Source organism: Pseudomonas sp. (assembly GCF_036387035.1).
Lineage (GTDB): Bacteria > Pseudomonadota > Gammaproteobacteria > Pseudomonadales > Pseudomonadaceae > Aquipseudomonas.
This window is the reverse complement of record NZ_DASVUM010000043.1, coordinates 1-16,967: the sequence shown is the minus strand read 5'-3', so window position 1 is coordinate 16,967 and position 16,967 is coordinate 1. Positions and strand designations below refer to the sequence as shown.

14 protein-coding genes and 1 pseudogene are annotated in these 16,967 nt (G+C 59.4%); 3 read left to right on the top strand and 12 right to left on the bottom strand.

Translation table 11 applies throughout. From position 1 onward, the window contains the following. Positions 1–1,402 (top strand): penicillin acylase family protein (locus VF672_RS03935; protein WP_331101684.1); only part of this gene is annotated, 1,402 nt, incomplete at its 5' end. Between the two features lie 505 nt (positions 1,403–1,907). Here the strand turns inward: VF672_RS03935 and VF672_RS03930 are convergent. The 7 genes from VF672_RS03930 to VF672_RS03900 all read right to left on the bottom strand — a co-directional run bounded on the left by VF672_RS03930 (position 1,908) and on the right by VF672_RS03900 (position 10,147). Then, positions 1,908–2,798, bottom strand: a complete 891-nt coding sequence (locus VF672_RS03930) for an ABC transporter permease subunit (RefSeq protein WP_331101682.1) — start codon at positions 2,796–2,798, stop codon at positions 1,908–1,910. Next, complete coding sequence (locus VF672_RS03925) at positions 2,795–3,715, bottom strand: ABC transporter permease subunit (protein ID WP_037016213.1); 921 nt, start codon at positions 3,713–3,715, stop codon at positions 2,795–2,797. Before VF672_RS03925 ends, VF672_RS03930 begins: the two co-directional genes overlap by 4 nt. Further along, complete coding sequence (gene potA / locus VF672_RS03920) at positions 3,712–4,854, bottom strand: polyamine ABC transporter ATP-binding protein (RefSeq protein WP_065987358.1); 1,143 nt, start codon at positions 4,852–4,854, stop codon at positions 3,712–3,714. The genes VF672_RS03925 and potA overlap by 4 nt, the downstream gene beginning before the upstream one ends. Positions 4,855–4,910: 56 nt before the next feature. After that, a complete protein-coding gene (locus VF672_RS03915; protein WP_331101678.1) occupies positions 4,911–6,005 on the bottom strand; it encodes a polyamine ABC transporter substrate-binding protein in 1,095 nt (364 codons plus the stop codon). 178 nt (positions 6,006–6,183) lie between these two features. Continuing rightward, on the bottom strand, positions 6,184–7,281 hold the full coding sequence (locus tag VF672_RS03910; RefSeq protein ID WP_331101676.1) for a polyamine ABC transporter substrate-binding protein: 1,098 nt from the start codon (positions 7,279–7,281) through the stop codon (positions 6,184–6,186). 71 nt (positions 7,282–7,352) lie between these two features. Further along, positions 7,353–8,717, bottom strand: coding sequence for an aspartate aminotransferase family protein (locus VF672_RS03905; protein ID WP_331101674.1), 1,365 nt, complete (start codon positions 8,715–8,717; stop codon positions 7,353–7,355). A 71-nt stretch (positions 8,718–8,788) separates the two neighbouring features. Next, positions 8,789–10,147, bottom strand: a complete 1,359-nt coding sequence (locus VF672_RS03900) for a glutamine synthetase family protein (protein ID WP_037016227.1) — start codon at positions 10,145–10,147, stop codon at positions 8,789–8,791. Positions 10,148–10,797: 650 nt separating this feature from the next. Here VF672_RS03900 and VF672_RS03895 point away from each other — a divergent pair. Then, positions 10,798–12,174 carry a glutamine synthetase family protein gene (locus VF672_RS03895; RefSeq protein WP_331101670.1) on the top strand — a complete coding sequence of 459 codons (1,377 nt, stop codon included), beginning with the start codon at positions 10,798–10,800 and terminating at the stop codon, positions 12,172–12,174. 286 nt (positions 12,175–12,460) lie between these two features. Beyond that, a complete protein-coding gene (locus VF672_RS03890) occupies positions 12,461–13,099 on the top strand; it encodes a TetR/AcrR family transcriptional regulator (protein WP_331101668.1) in 639 nt (212 codons plus the stop codon). Between the two features lie 304 nt (positions 13,100–13,403). On the opposite strand, the gene VF672_RS03885 is transcribed toward VF672_RS03890, so the two are convergent. From VF672_RS03885 to VF672_RS03865, 5 genes and pseudogenes are all read right to left on the bottom strand, one after another. Next, positions 13,404–13,619, bottom strand: a complete 216-nt coding sequence (locus VF672_RS03885) for a TOBE domain-containing protein (RefSeq protein WP_037016233.1) — start codon at positions 13,617–13,619, stop codon at positions 13,404–13,406. A 50-nt stretch (positions 13,620–13,669) separates the two neighbouring features. Beyond that, the gene (gene ssuB / locus VF672_RS03880) at positions 13,670–14,479 is read right to left on the bottom strand and encodes an aliphatic sulfonates ABC transporter ATP-binding protein (RefSeq protein WP_331101663.1); all 810 of its coding nucleotides are present in this window, start codon (positions 14,477–14,479) and stop codon (positions 13,670–13,672) included. Continuing rightward, positions 14,476–15,264, bottom strand: coding sequence for an aliphatic sulfonate ABC transporter permease SsuC (gene ssuC / locus VF672_RS03875; protein ID WP_331101661.1), 789 nt, complete (start codon positions 15,262–15,264; stop codon positions 14,476–14,478). Before ssuC ends, ssuB begins: the two co-directional genes overlap by 4 nt. 26 nt (positions 15,265–15,290) lie before the next feature. Continuing rightward, on the bottom strand, positions 15,291–16,256 hold the full coding sequence (locus VF672_RS03870) for a sulfonate ABC transporter substrate-binding protein (RefSeq protein ID WP_331101659.1): 966 nt from the start codon (positions 16,254–16,256) through the stop codon (positions 15,291–15,293). A 369-nt stretch (positions 16,257–16,625) separates the two neighbouring features. After that, positions 16,626–16,967: pseudogene (locus VF672_RS03865) on the bottom strand (peroxidase); the annotation flags it as partial.

Genomic DNA, 16,967 nt, shown 5'->3' with positions numbered 1-16,967 from the left:
CCCCAATCAAGTCTGGTACCACGGCGCCTGGGTGGACATGACGTCACGCACCGAGCAGATCGACGTCAAAGGCGAACCACCCGTGACGCTCACCCTTCGGCAGTCGCCCCACGGCCCGATCGTCAACGACGCGCTGGGCGCCACGGCTGGGCAACCGTCGAGCGATACGCCAATTGCGATGTGGTGGTCGTTCCTCGAGTCGGACAACCCGATCTTGCAGGGCTTTTACGACGCCAACCGCGCCGACACGCTCGACAAGATGCGCAACGCCGCCGAGAAGATCCAGTCGCCTGGTCTGAATATCGTCTACGCCAACGCCAAGGGTGATATCGGCTGGTGGGCGGCGGCGCAGTTGCCTAAACGGCCCGCGGGGGTCAATCCGACGTTCATTCTGGATGGCAGCTCTGAGCAGGCCGACAAGAACGGCTTCTACCCCTTCACGGCTAACCCGCAGGAAGAAAATCCGGCGCGGGGTTACATCGTCTCGGCGAACTTCCAGCCGGTGTCGCCTACGGGAATGGAGATTCCGGGCTATTACAACCTCGCCGAACGCGGACGTCAGTTGGATCATCAGTTGAGCGACGACAAGGTGAAATGGAATCTGGAGAACAGCAAGGCGCTGCAACTTGGCACCCGGACCGATTACGCCGCGCAGATTCTTACGCCACTGATTCCGGTGCTGCGGCGCGTGGTGAGCGAGCCCGAGGAACACGATTTGCTGGAGCGCATGGTGGCGTGGAACGGTGAGTATTCCGTGGATTCAGTAGGCGCAACGCTGTTCAATCAGTTCCTGTTCAACCTGACCGATCGGGTTTTCCATGATGAGCTGAGCGACGGGATGTTCAGCACGCTGCTCTCGACCCGGCTCATCGACATGGCCCTGCCGCGACTGGCCGCCGAAGCCGACTCGCCGTGGTGGAACAATCGCCATTCAAGGGAGCCCGAAAATCGGGACAACACCGTGAAAGTGGCGTGGCATGCCGCGGTCTCGCACCTCAAATCCCTGTACGGCCAGAACCCGGATGATTGGACATGGGGCAAGGCGCACACGCTGACCCACGAGCATCCGCTGGGCAAGCAGCCGCCGCTGGATATGCTGTTCAATGTCGGGCCATTCGCCGCGCCGGGGACGCACGAGGTGCCGAACAATTTATCAGCGAGCATGGGGCCCGCGCCGTGGCCCGTCACCTACGGCCCCTCGACCCGCCGCCTCATCGACTTCGCCGACCCGGCCCACGCACTGGGGATCAATCCGGTAGGCCAGAGCGGCGTGCTGTTCGACAAGCATTACGCAGATCAGGCGCCGCGCTACATCAAGGGCGAATACGTGCCGGAGCGGTTCAGTGAAGGGGACGTGACGGGAAACAGCAAAGAAGTTTTGGAGTTGGTGCCGGGGCAATAATCCCATCAGAGCGTTGTGACCTGGCTGAAGCCCCGACATGTGGGACCGGCGTTGATGATCGTCGCCACGCTCCGCTTGGGGTTGGCGCCCGGGACGCTCTGCGTCATCAGTGGGACCTAGCGGAACGCCAAGGTGTGGGACCGGCTTTAGCCGGGAAGGCGTCGGGCCTTACACCGCAGAATCTTCAGCGCGCCCACTGGCCTCTTCCCGGCTGAAGCCGGTCCCACTGAAAGCATCGCGTGCATGCAGCGGGGCCTGGAGAAACGCCAACCTGTGGGACCTGCCGGAACGCCAACCTGTGGGCCCGGCTTTAGTCAGGAAGGCGAAGGCGTCGGGTGTTACACCGCGGAATCTATAGCGCACACACCGGCCTCTTCCCGGCTGAAGCCGGTCCCACTGAAAGCATCGCGTGCATCGTCTATCGCTGTGACGCGGAGCGTCAGGGGAGGCATTCCCACGCGGGGCGTGGGAACGATCAACAGTGAGCTGGAGAAACGCCGGTGGATCAAATCGACTCTGCGACCTTGGCTCGCCGTACGTCCGGCTGTTTCCAGCCGTCTGCCGCGGCTTCTTCGATGGCTTGCTGGATGGCGCGCTTGCGGTTGTTTTCCGCGCGGCGGCTGAAGAACCACACGAGGAAGGTCGCGATCGACACCGCCAGCAAAATCAGGCTGGCAATGGCGTTGATCTCAGGCTTCACGCCCAGGCGCACCGCCGAGAACACTTCCATCGGCAGAGTCGTCGAGCCCGGCCCGGAGACGAAACTCGCCAGCACCAGGTCATCCAGCGACAGCGCGAAGGACATCATTGCCCCCGCTGCCAGCGACGGCGCGATCATCGGAATGGTGATCAAAAAGAACACCTTCCATGGCCGCGCGCCCAGATCCATCGCCGCTTCTTCAATGGACATGTCCAGTTCACGCAGACGTGCCGACACCACCACGGCCACATATGCTGCGCAGAACGTCGTGTGAGCGATCCAGATGGTGACGATGCCGCGCTCTTCCGGCCAGCCGAGCAACTGCGCCATCGCCACGAACAGCAGCAACAGCGACAGACCGGTGATCACTTCAGGCATCACCAGCGGCGCGGTGACCAGACCGCCAAAGAACGTCTTGCCCTTGAAGCGAGTGATTCGCGTCAGCACGAAGGCCGCCATCGTGCCCAGCGCGACCGCCGCAATCGAGGTGTACAGGGCGATTTCCAGCGAGCGCATGACCGCGCTCATCAGTTGGGTGTTGTCGAGCAGCCCGACGTACCACTTCACCGACCAGCCGCCCCAGACCGTCACCAGTTTGGAGGCATTGAACGAGTAGATCACCAGAATGACCATGGGCGCGTAGATGAAGATCAGGCCCAGCACCAACATCAGGTTCGAGAATCGGAAGCCTCTCATGCCTTGCCCTCCAGCTCTTTGGCCTGACTGCGGTTGAACAGAATGATGGGCACGATCAGGATCAACAGCATCACCACCGCCAGCGACGACGCAACCGGCCAGTCACGGTTGTTGAAGAATTCCTGCCAGAGCACTTTACCGATCATCAACGTTTCTGGGCCGCCCAGCAGTTCCGGAATGACGAACTCGCCGACCACCGGAATGAACACCAGCATGCAGCCGGCGATGATGCCGTTCTTGGACAGCGGCACGGTGATCTTCCAGAAACTGTTGAAGGTGCTCGAGCCCAGGTCCGACGCGGCCTCCAGCAAGCTCTGATCGTGCTTCACCAGATTGGCGTAGAGCGGCAGGATCATGAACGGCAGGTAGGAATAAACCACGCCGATGTACACCGCGAGGTTCGTGTTGAGGATCTGCAATGGCTCGCTGATCACACCCAGCCACATGAGGAAAGCGTTGAGCAGGCCGTTGTTGCTGAGGATGCCCATCCAGGCATAAACGCGGATCAGGATCGCGGTCCAGGTCGGCATCATGATCAGCAGCAACAGCACCGTCTGCATTTCTTTGCGGGCGATGGAGATGCCGTAAGCCATCGGATAGCCGATTAGCAGGCACAACACCGTGCTGATGAACGCCATCTTCAGCGAGCCCAGATACGCCGAGATGTACAGATCATCACTGGTCAACAGCGCGTAGTTGGCGAAGTTGAGCACGATGTCGAGCTTCTGCTCGACGTAGGTGAAGATCTCGGTGTACGGAGGGATCGCAACGTCCGCTTCGGCGAAGCTGATCTTGATGACGATCAGAAACGGCAGCGCGAAAAACAGAAACAGCCACAGAAACGGGACGCCGATAACCGCTTGGCGTCCGGTGGGTTTTATTCGGTTGAAAGCCCGTTTTATTTTTCGGATCTTCATGAGCGCAATACCACGCCGCTGTCGTCTTCCCACCAGACGAAGACTTCATCGTCCCAGGTCGGTCGCGTGCCCTGACGTTCAGCGTTGGCGACAAACGACTGCACCAGCTTGCCCGAGGGCAGCTTCACGTAGAACACCGAGTGACCGCCCAGATAGGCGATATCGTGGACCTTGCCCCGCGACCAGTTGTGTTCGAACGACGGCTGCTCGGTGGTCACCAGCAATTTTTCGGGACGCAGCGCATAGGTAATGCGCTTGTCCTCCACCGACGTGGTGACGCCGTGGCCGACGTAAATCTTGCGCTCAAGCTCGGGGCTGCTGATCAGCGCATGGCCTTCCATGTCTTCGATGACTTCACCGTCGAACAGGTTGACGTTGCCGATGAACTCGCACACCAGACGGCTGGTTGGCGTTTCGTAGATATCGATAGGGCTGCCGATCTGCGCGATCCAGCCCAAGTGCATGATTGCGATGCGCTCGGCCATGGTCATGGCCTCTTCCTGGTCGTGAGTCACCATCACGCAGGTCACCCCCACGCGCTCGATAATCTCCACCAGTTCCAGCTGCATCTGCGAGCGCAGTTTTTTATCCAGTGCGCCCATGGGCTCGTCAAGCAGCAGCAATTTCGGCTTCTTGGCGAGCGAACGCGCCAGTGCCACACGCTGACGCTGGCCACCCGACAGCTGATGCGGCTTGCGCTTGGCGTACTGGGTCATCTGCACCAGCTTGAGCATTTCCGCCACGCGCGCTTCGATCTCGGCCTTGGGCAGCTTGTCCTGCTGCAGACCGAAGGCAATGTTCTGCGCCACGGTCATGTGCGGAAACAGCGCGTAAGACTGAAACATCATGTTGATGGGGCGTTCATACGGCGGCATGTCAGTGATGTCGACGCCGTCGAGGTAAATGCGGCCTTCGGTCGGACGTTCAAAGCCGGCGAGCATGCGCAGCAGGGTCGATTTTCCCGAGCCGGAGCCGCCGAGTAGGGCAAAGATCTCACCCTTGTTGATCTGCAGAGACACGTCGTCCACAGCAATCGTCTCATCGAACTTTTTCGTGACCCGATCGATTTTGACCAGCACCTGTTTCGGTTGCTGACCACCCTCAAGGGATTTCTTGTAGGCGCCTGAGGCAACTGCCATGGGTGAAACTCCCAACTGTTTTTGCGCCCGACCAATGTGGCCGGGCGCCAAGGTCTTTATTTACCGGATTTGATCTTCGTCCAGCTGCGCGTCATCACGCGCTGGATCTTCGGCGGCAATTCGGAATTGACGTACAGGCGCGCCTGCACCTCTTTTGAGGGGTAGACCGCCTCGTCATTGCGAATTTCCTGATCCATCAGCTCACCCGAGGCCGGATTCGGGTTGGCGTAACCCACCTGGTCACTGACCTTGGCGATCACGTCAGGCTTGAGGATGTAGTTGATGAACGCGTGAGCGGCCTTCACGTCCGGCGCATCCGATGGTATGGCGAGCATGTCGAACCACAGGTTGCCGCCCTCTTTCGGAATCGAGTAGGCGATTTTGACGCCTTTGCCGGCTTCCGCGGCACGGGCCTTGGCCTGGAACACGTCGCCGGAGAAGCCCGCAGCGACGCAGATGTCACCGTTGGCCAAGTCAGTGATGTACTTGGACGAGTTGAAATAGGTCACGTACGGACGGACTTTGAGCAGCTTGGCTTCGGCAGCCTTGTAGTCTTTTTCGTCGGTGCTGTTCGGGTTCAAGCCCATGTAATTGAGGACGGCGGGCATCATCTCGTCAGCCGAGTCGAGGAACGCAACGCCGCACTTCTGCAGCTTCTTGATGTTTTCAGGCTCGAACAGCATGGCCCAGGAATCGATGGTGTCGACGCCCAGCACTTCCTTGATCTTGTCGACGTTGAAGCCGATGCCGTTGGTGCCCCACAGGTACGGCACGGCGTACTGATTGCCCGGGTCGTTCTTTTCCAGGCGCTTGAGCAGCTCAGGGTCGAGGTTGGAATAGTTGGGCAGCTGCGATTTGTCGAGCTTCTGGAACGCACCGGCCTTGATCTGTTTGCCCAGGAAGTGGTTGGACGGAACGACCACGTCATACCCGGTATGGCCGGCAAGCAGCTTGCCTTCCAGGGTTTCGTTGGAGTCAAAGACGTCGTACTTGGTTTTGATCCCGGTGGTGGACGTGAAGTCCTCCAGCGTGGTGGTGCCGATGTAATCGGACCAGTTATAAATGCGGACGGTGGAGTCCGCGTAGGCACCGGCGGCAAGCGTGAGGCCAGCCCCGAGTAGCAAGCCCTTTGAAAATAAAGAAATAGACACGTGTGCAGTCCTTTTTTAGTAGGTGGGCCTGTTGCCCGTACCGATGACAGTAACGACTGCCTGTGACCCATCCGGCGCGCAACTTACCTTCGATAAACCCTTCTCGCAAAAAAACTTTTTGTGACGCGGGTGTCGTGACAGCTGATGTGGGCGGGGCATGTGCCCCACCCGGTCAGGCTTACTTACCCGATTTGATGTTGGTCCAGCTGCGGGTCATCAAGCGTTGAGTCGCCGCTGGCAAGTCGGCGATCGCGTACAACTTGGCCAAAACGTCTGCCGGCGGATAAACGCCCGGGTCAGAAGTGATGTCCTTGTCGACGAACTCGGTCGCCGCCTTGTTGCCGTTCGGGAAGTGAACGGAGTTGGTGATTTCAGCCATCACCTTCGGTTGCAGGATGAAGTTCATGAACTTGTAGGCGCCTTCGACGTTTTCGGCATCTTTAGGGATGGCGACCATGTCGTAGAAGCTGCCTGCGCCTTCTTTCGGAATGTTGTAGCTGACTTTGACCTTGCCGCCCGCTTCTTCAGCGCGCGCCTTGGCCTGGTAGACGTCACCCGAATAACCCACGGCTACGCAGACGTTGCCGTTGGCCAGGTCCGAGATGTACTTGGACGAGTGGAAGTAGGTGATCGAAGGACGGATCTTCTTGAACAGGTCTTCGGCTTTCTGGATGTCTTCTTTCTTCTGGCTGTCTGTCGGCAGGCCCAGGTAATGCAGCGCCACTGGCAGCATTTCGGTAGGCGAGTCGAGGAAGCTGATACCGCAGCCTTTCAGTTTGGCCGCGTTCTCCGGCTTGAACAGCAGGTCCCACGAATTCACAGGAGCGTCAGCACCCAGTGCAGCTTTGACCTTGTCGGCGTTGAAGCCAATGCCGATCGAGCCCCACATGTACGGGAACGCGTGCTTGTTGTCCGGGTCGCTGATCGACACGGCTTTCAACAAGGCAGGGTCGAGGTTTTTGTAATTTGGCAGCTTGGACTTGTCCAGCTCCTGGTAGACGCCGGCCTTGATCTGCTTGGCCAGGAAGTTGTTCGACGGCACAACAATGTCGTAGCCCGACTTGCCGGCCAGCAACTTGGCTTCCAAGGTCTCGTTGCTGTCGAACACGTCGTACACCACTTTGATGCCCGACTCTTTTTCGAAGTCGGCAATGGTGTTGGGGGCGATGTAGTCGGACCAGTTGTAGACGTGCAGGACCTTGTCATCGGCGTGCGCAACGGCGGCCACTGCGCCCATGAGGGACACGGCCAGGAGGGTTTTGCCAAATTTCTTCATTCGTACGGCTCCAGTGTTTTTATGTAAGCGGCGTCTAGACGGCGACAGTCTGGCAATTTCCCGGTCAAAATTCAGCTTTGCAATGACTCAAATGTCAGGTCCAGGCACTTTCGCGCCTTTTCAATCAACTCGTCGATCTCGGCGAAGGTAATCACCAGCGGCGGGGAGATGATCATCGTGTCGCCCACGGCCCGCATGATCAGGCCATTGTTGAAGCAAAAAGTGCGGCAAATCATGCCCGCGCCTTTACCGGCATAACGCGTGCGAGTGGCTTTGTCTTTGACCAGCTCAATTGCGCCCAGCATGCCGACGCCCCGGACTTCACCCACCAGCGGGTGGTCGCTCAGCTCGCGCAGACGCTTTTGCAAATAGGGTGCCGTTTCGGACTTCACCCGATCCACGATCTTTTCTTCACTCAGAATACGAATATTCTCCAGCCCCACGGCCGCCGCCACCGGGTGGCCCGAGTAAGTGAAACCGTGGTTGAAGTCGCCGCCTTCATTGAGCACTTTGACCACTTCGTCGCGCACGATCACGCCGCCCATAGGGATGTAGCCGGAGGTCAGGCCTTTGGCGATGGTCATCAGGTCCGGCTTGAGGCCGTAGAAGTCGCTGCCGAACCACTCCCCGGTGCGGCCAAAGCCACAGATCACTTCATCGGCCACAAAAAGGATGTCGTATTTGGCAAGGATCTCTTTGATCTTGGGCCAGTAGCTGTCAGGCGGGACGATGACGCCGCCGGCGCCCTGGATCGGCTCGGCGATGAACGCCCCGACATTATCCACGCCCAGTTCGAGAATCTTCTTCTCCAGCTGTTCGGCCGCCCAGACACCGAATTCGTCGGGCGTCATGTCGCCCCCTTCACCGAACCAGTAAGGCTGCGGGATATGCACGATGCCCGGGATCGGCAGATCACCCTGCTCGTGCATGTAAGTCATGCCGCCCAGGCTCGCCCCGGCGACGGTCGAGCCGTGATAACCGTTGACGCGGCTGATGATGACTTTCTTGCTCGGCTGGCCTTTGATTGCCCAGTAGTGACGCACGAGGCGCAGCACCGTGTCGTTGCCTTCAGAGCCTGAACCGGTGAAAAACACGTGGTTCATGCCCTCGGGGGCTATGTCGGAAATGGCCTTGGCCAGTTGCAACGCAGGCGGGTGAGCGGTCTGGAAGAACAGGTTGTAGTAAGGCAACTCGCGCATCTGCTTGCTGGCCGCGTCGGCCAACTCTTCGCGGCCGTAACCGATGGCGACGCACCAGAGCCCGGCCATACCGTCGAGGATCTTATTGCCTTCACTGTCCCAGAGGTAAACGCCCTTGGCGTTGGTGATGATGCGCGGGCCTTTCTCTTTCAACTGCTTGAAGTCGCTGAACGGCGCCAGGTGATGATCACTGCTGAGGGCTTGCCATTCACGCGTTTGCGGATTGTTGGAACTCATGAATCACTCCATTGTGGTATCGCGTGTGGGACGCCGTCGATCCATTCAGGACTCGACCGCGCCCCGGGACGTCAGACGGCAAAGAGCAGGAATTCCCGCTCCCACGAACTGATCACACGCTTGAAGTTCTCGTGCTCGGCGCGCTTGACCGCGACGTAACCGGTGATGAATTTCTTGCCGAGGTATTTTTCAACCGTCTTGCTGTTTTCCATCCGCTCCAGCGCGTCTTCGATGGTCAACGGGAGGCGCAGGTTGCGCCGCTCGTAACCACGGCCGACCACCGGGGCGCTGGGGTTCAGGCCCTCGACCATGCCGATGAAACCGCACAACAGGCTGGCAGCGATGGCCAGATACGGGTTGGCATCGGCGCCGGGCAGACGGTTTTCCACACGACGGTTCTGCGGACCGGCATCCGGAACGCGCAGGCCGACGGTACGGTTTTCTTCGCCCCACTCGACGTTGACCGGCGCGGAGGTGTCCGGGAGGAAGCGGCGGAACGAGTTGACGTTGGGCGCGAACAGCGGCAACAGCTCGGGGATCAGCTTCTGCAAACCACCAATATGCTGAAGGAACAGCTGACTCATCGTGCCGTCTTCATTGGAGAAGATGTTCTTGCCGGTTTCGATGTCGATGATGCTCTGGTGCAGGTGCATGGCGCTGCCGGGCTCGCCGGTCATGGGCTTGGCCATGAAGGTCGCGGCCACGTCGTGCTTGAGGGCGGCCTCGCGCATGGTGCGCTTGAACACCAGAATCTGGTCGGCCAGAGAAAGCGCGTCGCCGTGACGGAAGTTGATCTCCATCTGCGCGGTGCCGTCTTCGTGGATGAGCGTGTCCAGGTCCAGGTTCTGCAGCTCGCACCAGTCGTAGACGTCTTCGAACAGCGGGTCGAATTCGTTGGCAGCTTCGATGGAGAACGATTGACGACCGGTCTCCGGGCGACCGGAGCGGCCCACCGGCGGCTGCAGCGGGTAATCGGGGTCGTCGCTGCGCTTGGTCAGGTAGAACTCCATCTCCGGCGCCACAATGGGCTGCCAGCCTTGGTCGGCATAGAGCTTGAGTACTTTCTTGAGGACGTTGCGCGGGGACAGCTCGATGGGGTTGCCTTGCTTGTCGTAGGTGTCGTGAATCACCTGCGCCGTTGGCTCGATGGCCCAGGGCACCAGAAACACCGCGCTCTGGTCAGGACGGCAGAACATGTCGATGTCTGCGGGATCCAGCAATTCGTAGTAGATGTCGTCTTCGACATAGTCGCCCGTCACGGTCTGGAGCAGTACGCTTTCCGGCAAGCGCATGCCCTTTTCAGCAATGAACTTGTTGGTCGGTGAAATCTTGCCCCGTGTGATACCGGTGAGGTCGGCGATCATGCATTCGACTTCGGTAATCCTGTGTTCTTTCAACCAATCGGTGAGCTGGTCGAGGTTGGTACTCATAAATACCTCAGGGTTTTGATTCCTGGTCGCCGTCATGGCGGTCAGGCGTTCTTTGAAGCGCTGGCGTCAAGGTGTTGCAGGTTTTCCCCAGGCATCGCCAATGGCCTGGAAGACTGAAAGATAGTCCGGGTTGTGCAAAAAGCTGCACTGCGCGTCGGCACAGCGCTCTGGCCTGAGTGCGTCAGCCGAAGCAAAACACGCGCCCGCTGGAACCGCTGCGTTGATAACGAGTAAGGTGTCGAGGTGTCGCGCAGAGGCATAAGCCGTGGCCGGCGCGCTGGCTGGGCCGCTACAGTGACAAGGTGTGACGTGGGGAACGGGTGCCCGAAATGCTGAGTGCAGGCGTTGGTGCCGATCAGCGGAAGGCGAAACATGGGACCCCCGGTATTATTGCTGTTATGGGTTGCAATCGAGCTTAGCGTTGTTCATTTTTTTCCACAACACGCCCGTAAAAAATAAAACACGCCCTGCTCTAACCCCTAGTTTGCTTGACCTTCGGCGCACGACATTTGCCCTAAAGTGCGGCGAAATTGGCTTTTTGGCGCCCTTTTAGGGCGAATCAGGCTCCCTTGACTTCGTCTGGCCTTTCGGATTGACTGAAACCCGTAATGCTCGATGATTGATATTTTCAACAACAAAGGTGTTGCATCATGTCGGTACCCCCGCGTGCCGTTCAGCTCAACGAAGCGAACGCGTTCCTTAAGGAACATCCTGAGGTTCTATACGTTGACCTTCTGATTGCAGATATGAATGGAGTGGTGCGCGGCAAGCGCATCGAACGCACCAGCCTTCATAAGGTTTACGAAAAAGGCATCAACCTCCCAGCTTCCCTATTCGCACTGGATATCAACGGCTCGACGGTGGAAAGCACCGGCCTGGGTCTGGACATCGGCGATGCTGACCGAATCTGTTATCCAATCCCTGACACTCTCTGCAATGAGCCCTGGCAGAAGCGTCCTACCGCACAACTCCTGATGACCATGCACGAGCTGGAAGGCACGCCCTTCTTCGCGGATCCGCGTGAAGTGCTGCGCCAGGTTGTCAGCAAGTTCGACGAGATGGGCCTGACCATCTGCGCTGCATTCGAGCTTGAGTTCTACCTGATTGACCAGGAAAACGTGAACGGTCGTCCACAGCCGCCGCGCTCGCCGATCTCCGGCAAACGCCCGCATTCAACACAGGTTTACCTGATCGATGACCTGGACGAGTACGTTGACTGCCTTCAGGACATTCTGGAAGGCGCGAAGGAGCAAGGCATTCCCGCTGACGCGATCGTCAAGGAAAGTGCCCCGGCGCAGTTCGAAGTCAACCTGCACCACACCGCCGACGCGCTCAAAGCCTGTGATTACGCGGTGCTGCTCAAGCGTCTGATCAAGAACATCGCCTACGACCATGAGATGGACACCACCTTCATGGCCAAGCCTTATCCGGGCCAGGCGGGCAACGGATTGCACGTGCACATTTCGATCCTGGATCGCGATGGCAAAAACATCTTCACCAGCGAGGATCCCGAGCAGAACGCCGCATTACGTCATGCGATCGGCGGTGTGCTCGAGACCCTGCCCGCGCAGATGGCGTTCCTCTGCCCGAACGTCAATTCGTACCGCAGGTTTGGTGCTCAGTTCTACGTCCCCAACTCACCGTGCTGGGGTCTGGATAACCGGACCGTTGCCGTGCGCGTTCCGACCGGGACGGCCGATTCGGTGCGCATCGAGCACCGGGTTGCCGGTGCAGATGCCAACCCGTATCTGTTGATGGCATCGGTGCTGGCAGGCATTCACCATGGCCTGACCAACAAGATCGAGCCCGGTCCGCCCGTAGAAGGCAACTCCTACGAGCAGAACGAGCAGAGCCTGCCGAACAACCTGCGCGATGCCTTGCGCGAGCTGGACGACAGCGAAGTCATGGCCAGGTACATCGATCCGAAGTACATCGATATCTTTGTTGCGTGCAAGGAAAGTGAGCTGGAGGAGTTTGAGCACTCCATCTCCGACCTTGAATACAATTGGTATCTGCACACGGTTTGATAGCTGCATGAGTGACGAAAGCGCCACCTTTTCGAAAGAATGGGTGGCGTTTTTCATTCAGGAGCCGCGCAAACAGCTCAGTGAAAGGACGCGCTCCGTCGTCGAATCCATGGAGCCCGGACCGCCTCTTCACGGCTAAAGCCGGTCCCACTGAAACACGGCGGATACCTTGTGGGACCGCCTTACTGAGGCATCGCGAATACCTTGTGGGACCGGCTTCAGCCGGGAAGGCAATCTGCTGGCCGCCACGTTAGAATGCCCGCGCGCCCCGACCGAGAGAGCACCGATGACCCGCCTTGCCCCACCCCGCAAACCTCGTGCACGCAGTCAGGCGCGGATCGACTCTATCCTTGATGCGGCACGTGCGCTGCTGGCATCGGATGGCGTGGCGAGCCTTTCCATCTACAGCGTCGCCGAACGGGCGGAAATACCGCCCTCCTCGGTCTATCACTTCTTCGCCAGCGTTCCGGCGCTGCTCGAAGCGCTGACAGCGGATGTCCATGAAGCATTTCGCGAAAGCCTGCAGCAGCCCATCGATCACGACCAGCTGAACCAGTGGCGAGACCTGTCGCATGTGGTGGAGTCGCGGATGCTGGCGATCTACAGCGACGACGCCGCCGCGCGGCAGTTAATCCTCGCCCAGCATGGCCTGACCGAAGTCACCCAGGCGGATCGTCAGCACGACATCGAACTGGGCAACCTCATGCATGAGCTCTTCGCCCGGCATTTCCAGCTGCCGACGTTGCCCGATGACGTTGAGGTGTTTGCCTTGGCGCTGGAACTTGCAGACAGGGTGTACGCGCGCTCGGTGCAGTTGCACAACGCGATCACCCCGCGCATGGCCGAGGAAGGATTGCGGGTGTTTGATGCGTATCTGGGGTTGTACCTGCCGCCGTATTTGCCCAAGCGCTCACAAAGTTCGTAAACCCGCGAAATCCAAATCGGGCTACACCAGCGAGCGGCCGTGGATTAACTGGATCCGTAGGAGCCGGCTTGCTGGCGAATTCAAGTGGTCTGAGACGTCATTGTTGGCTGCCAACACGCGTACGCCAGCAAGCCGGCTCCTACCGATCGGAGTTCGACACCTATCTGGGGTTTGGATCGAGATCAAAGCAAAAGCGCGCTTGCCCGCGATAGCGGCAGAGCTCAGCCCGACATCCCGGCTGCCCCCGCCATCGCGGGCAAGCGCGCTCCTACACAAGGGGCAGTCGCTTGCGATTGAGCAACGATCACAACTTGGCGATCGACACCTCGGTGGATTTGACGAACGCGATCACTTCGCTGCCGACCACCAGCTCCAACTCTTTTACCGAGCGGGTGGTGATGACGGAGGTCACGACGCCCGATGCGGTCTGCACGTCAATTTCGGACAGCACGTCGCCGGTGACGATTTCCTTGATGGTGCCTTTGAACTGGTTACGCACGTTGATGGCTTTGATAGTCATGGTAAGGCTTCCTTTGAGAGATCAGTTCCAGGGCAAGATTGCCGATGGATTTAGTTGGCCCAACGCAATTGCGTGGGCAGCGGTGAAGTCGGTTCGGGTTCGGGCGGGCTGCCTGGCAGCGACAACACGCGGTTAAGTACTTCGGTTTCCAGCGCGGCGAGCCGGTGGGAGCCGCGCGCCCTCGGGCGGGCCAGATCGACCTGCAGATCAAGACCGATGCGGCCCTCTTCGATCAGCAAGACCCGGTCGGCAATGGCCACGGCTTCGCTGACGTCGTGGGTCACCAGCAACACGGTGAAGCCGTGCTTTTTCCACAGGTTCTCGATCAGTTGCTGCATCTCGATTCGGGTCAGGGCGTCCAGCGCACCGAGAGGCTCATCGAGCAGCAGCAGCCGTGGCTGGTGAATCAGCGCACGCGCGAGGGCCACGCGCTGCTTCTGTCCGCCCGATAACGCCGCTGGCCATTCGTTGGCTCGCTCCGCCAGACCTACGGCGTCCAGCGCTTCAAGTGCTTTGCCGCGCCAGTCGCCACTGAGCCCAAGGCCTACGTTGTCGATGATCTTCTTCCACGGCAGCAAGCGCGCTTCCTGGAACATCAGTCGCGTGTCTTCCCGCGCATCGGCCAGTGAGCCATTGCCTGCCAGCAATTGACCGCTCGACGGCAGATCGAGGCCCGCCAGCAGGCGCAGCAGGGTGCTCTTTCCACAGCCGCTTCGGCCCACGACGGCGACGAACTGGCCGGCTGGAATGTGCAGATCGATGTCTTTCAATACTTCCCGCGAGCCGAAGGTTTTCTTCAGCTTGCGGACCTGCAAGGGAATCCCGCGCAACAGGTTTGCCGGTTGTTGGAGATTGCTCATTGCGCGCCACCTTTAGCCGCTTGATACGCCGGGTGCCAACGCAGGCAAACCCGTTCCAGACCACGCGCCGCCAGGTCTGCCAATTTGCCGAGAACGGCGTACAGCACGATCGCCAGCACCACGACATCAGTCTGCAGAAACTCCCGGGCGTTCATCGCCAGATAACCGATGCCGGAACTGGCCGAAATGGTTTCGGCGACGATCAGCGTCAGCCACATGAAGCCCAGCGCAAACCGCACGCCGACCAGAATCGAAGGCATGGCGCCTGGCAGAATCACATGGCGGAATAGCCCGAAGCCGCTCAACCCGTAGCTGCGTGACATTTCCACCAGCGCCGGGTCGATGTTACGAATGCCGTGATACGTGTTCAGGTAAATCGGGAACAGCGTGCCCAGCGCGACCAGAAATATCTTGGCGGTCTCGTCGATGCCGAACCACAGAATGACCAGCGGAATCAATGCCAGGTGCGGCACGTTTCGGATCATCTGCACAGAACTGTCGAGCAGACGTTCGCCCCATTTCGACAAGCCGGTGATGAAGCCCAGTGCCAGACCGATCCCGCCGCCGATGGCAAAGCCGATCCCTGCACGCCAGCCGCTGATTGCCAGGTGGGTCCAGATTTCGCCGCTGCGCACCAGCGTCACGCCGGCTTCAATCACAGCGCTGGGCGCTGGGAGTATGCGGGTCGACAGCCAACCGGCGCTGACCGCCAGTTGCCAGATGGCCAACAACAAAACCGGTAGCAACCAGGGCGCCAGTTTGTGAGTGATTTTTTCCACGCTCATGGAGTTGTCTCCTTCCTATGCCGGGCTTACGGCGCTTTCGCGACAGCAGCGGGTGGCGTCCAGATCACATCAGCGATGCGCAACGGTTTAGGAATCAGCTTGAGTTGGTAAAAGGTGTCCGCAATTTTCTGTTGCGCGGCGACGGTTTCAGGCGTGATGAACAAAGCGCCGTAGCCCTGACGTTTCACCGACGTGCGGGTAATGTCTTCCGACAGGCCCAGCAGCGGTGCGACCTGTTTGGTCACCCCTTCCGGGTTGGCTTTGGACCATTCGCCGACGGCGCGCACTTCTTCAACCAAGGTCTGAATCACCTTGGGATGCGCCTGCGCATAGGGCTTGGTCGCCAAATAGAACTGGTTGTTGTCGACGATGCCTTTGCCGTCGCGCAGGGTTCGCGCCTGCAGTTGCTGTTCGGCCGCGGCCTGGTACGGATCCCAGATCACCCAGGCATCAACGCTGCCACGCTCGAAGGCGGCACGGGCGTCCGCAGGCGGCAGGAACACGGTTTGAATATCGGTGTATTTCAGGCCAGCGTCTTCCAGCGCGCGCACCAGCAGGTAATGCACATTGGAGCCCTTATTAAGGACGACCTTCTTGCCTTTAAGGTCTTTGACCGAAGTGATCGGCGAATCCTTGGGCACCAGAATCGCTTCGCTGGTCGGCGCTGGCGGCTCGGAGGCCACATACAGCAGATCCGCGCCAGCCGCCTGGGCAAACACAGGCGGCGTTTCGCCGGTCACGCCAAAGTCGATGGAGCCGACGTTCAGCCCTTCGAGCAGCTGCGGGCCGCCGGGGAATTCAGTCCATTGGACCTGCACGCCTTGGTCGGCGAGCTTCTTCTCAAGCGACCCTTTGGCCTTGAGCAACACCAGCGTGCCGTATTTCTGGTAACCGATGCGCAAGGTGTCGGCCTGGGCCTGAGTAAGGGCGCCGAGGGAAACCGCCGCGGCAAACAGAGCGACCAGGCCTCGACGCAAAATGACGGTGCGCATGGCACGCTCCTTTGCTGTGTAGCTAACAGGTGGCACCTGCTCGTCCGATGGCGGACCAGTAAGGCGTTGTGTGGGATTCATTGCCGGCGATCTCGCCAGGACGGAGAGACCATAACAGGGGACGGTTATTCTCTAAAATCATATTTATTCATTTGGTTAGCACCAAAACGAATATGCGAGTATCAGCCTTCCTGTGGCCTGCCACAAACCTGTGGGAGCGAGCTTGCTCGCGAAGAAGAGCTTACGGCCCGCACATCTTCAGGGGCTGGAATACCGTCTTCGGGAGCATGCTCACTCCCACAGGGGCAGCGTTCGCGGCGAAAAAAAGGGCCGATAAGTCGGCCCGAATGTCGTGGTTGGATCCGGGTCTCAGCGATTCGGCTGTGGCGTCAGGCGCAGGTACGGCGTGACGGCTGTATAACCCTTGGGAAAGCGCTCCGTGATTTCTGCTTCGTCCTTGATCGACGGCACGATCACAACGTCGTCACCGTCTTTCCAGTTCGCCGGCGTCGCGACTTTGTAGTTGTCGGTCAGTTGCAGCGAATCGATCACCCGCAGGATTTCGTGGAAGTTGCGTCCGGTGCTGGCCGGGTAGGTGATGGTCAGGCGTACCTTCTTGTTCGGGTCGATCACGAACAGCGAACGCACCGTCAGCGTTTCGCTGGCGTTGGGGTGAATCAGATCATAGAGCTCGGAGACCTTACGGTCCTC

What these genes read in the sequence shown, in the direction of transcription:
- VF672_RS03885 (WP_037016233.1), bottom strand. Translation starts at nt 13,619, where the DNA reads ATGACTATCAAAGCCATCAACGTGCGTAACCAGTTCAAAGGCACCATC.
- potA (WP_065987358.1), bottom strand. Translation starts at nt 4,854, where the DNA reads ATGGCAGTTGCCTCAGGCGCCTACAAGAAATCCCTTGAGGGTGGTCAG.
- ssuB (WP_331101663.1), bottom strand. Translation starts at nt 14,479, where the DNA reads ATGAGCAATCTCCAACAACCGGCAAACCTGTTGCGCGGGATTCCCTTG.
- VF672_RS03895 (WP_331101670.1), top strand. Translation starts at nt 10,798, where the DNA reads ATGTCGGTACCCCCGCGTGCCGTTCAGCTCAACGAAGCGAACGCGTTC.
- VF672_RS03910 (WP_331101676.1), bottom strand. Translation starts at nt 7,281, where the DNA reads ATGAAGAAATTTGGCAAAACCCTCCTGGCCGTGTCCCTCATGGGCGCA.
- VF672_RS03870 (WP_331101659.1), bottom strand. Translation starts at nt 16,256, where the DNA reads ATGCGCACCGTCATTTTGCGTCGAGGCCTGGTCGCTCTGTTTGCCGCG.
- VF672_RS03900 (WP_037016227.1), bottom strand. Translation starts at nt 10,147, where the DNA reads ATGAGTACCAACCTCGACCAGCTCACCGATTGGTTGAAAGAACACAGG.
- ssuC (WP_331101661.1), bottom strand. Translation starts at nt 15,264, where the DNA reads ATGAGCGTGGAAAAAATCACTCACAAACTGGCGCCCTGGTTGCTACCG.
- VF672_RS03890 (WP_331101668.1), top strand. Translation starts at nt 12,461, where the DNA reads ATGACCCGCCTTGCCCCACCCCGCAAACCTCGTGCACGCAGTCAGGCG.
- VF672_RS03925 (WP_037016213.1), bottom strand. Translation starts at nt 3,715, where the DNA reads ATGAAGATCCGAAAAATAAAACGGGCTTTCAACCGAATAAAACCCACC.
- VF672_RS03930 (WP_331101682.1), bottom strand. Translation starts at nt 2,798, where the DNA reads ATGAGAGGCTTCCGATTCTCGAACCTGATGTTGGTGCTGGGCCTGATC.
- VF672_RS03905 (WP_331101674.1), bottom strand. Translation starts at nt 8,717, where the DNA reads ATGAGTTCCAACAATCCGCAAACGCGTGAATGGCAAGCCCTCAGCAGT.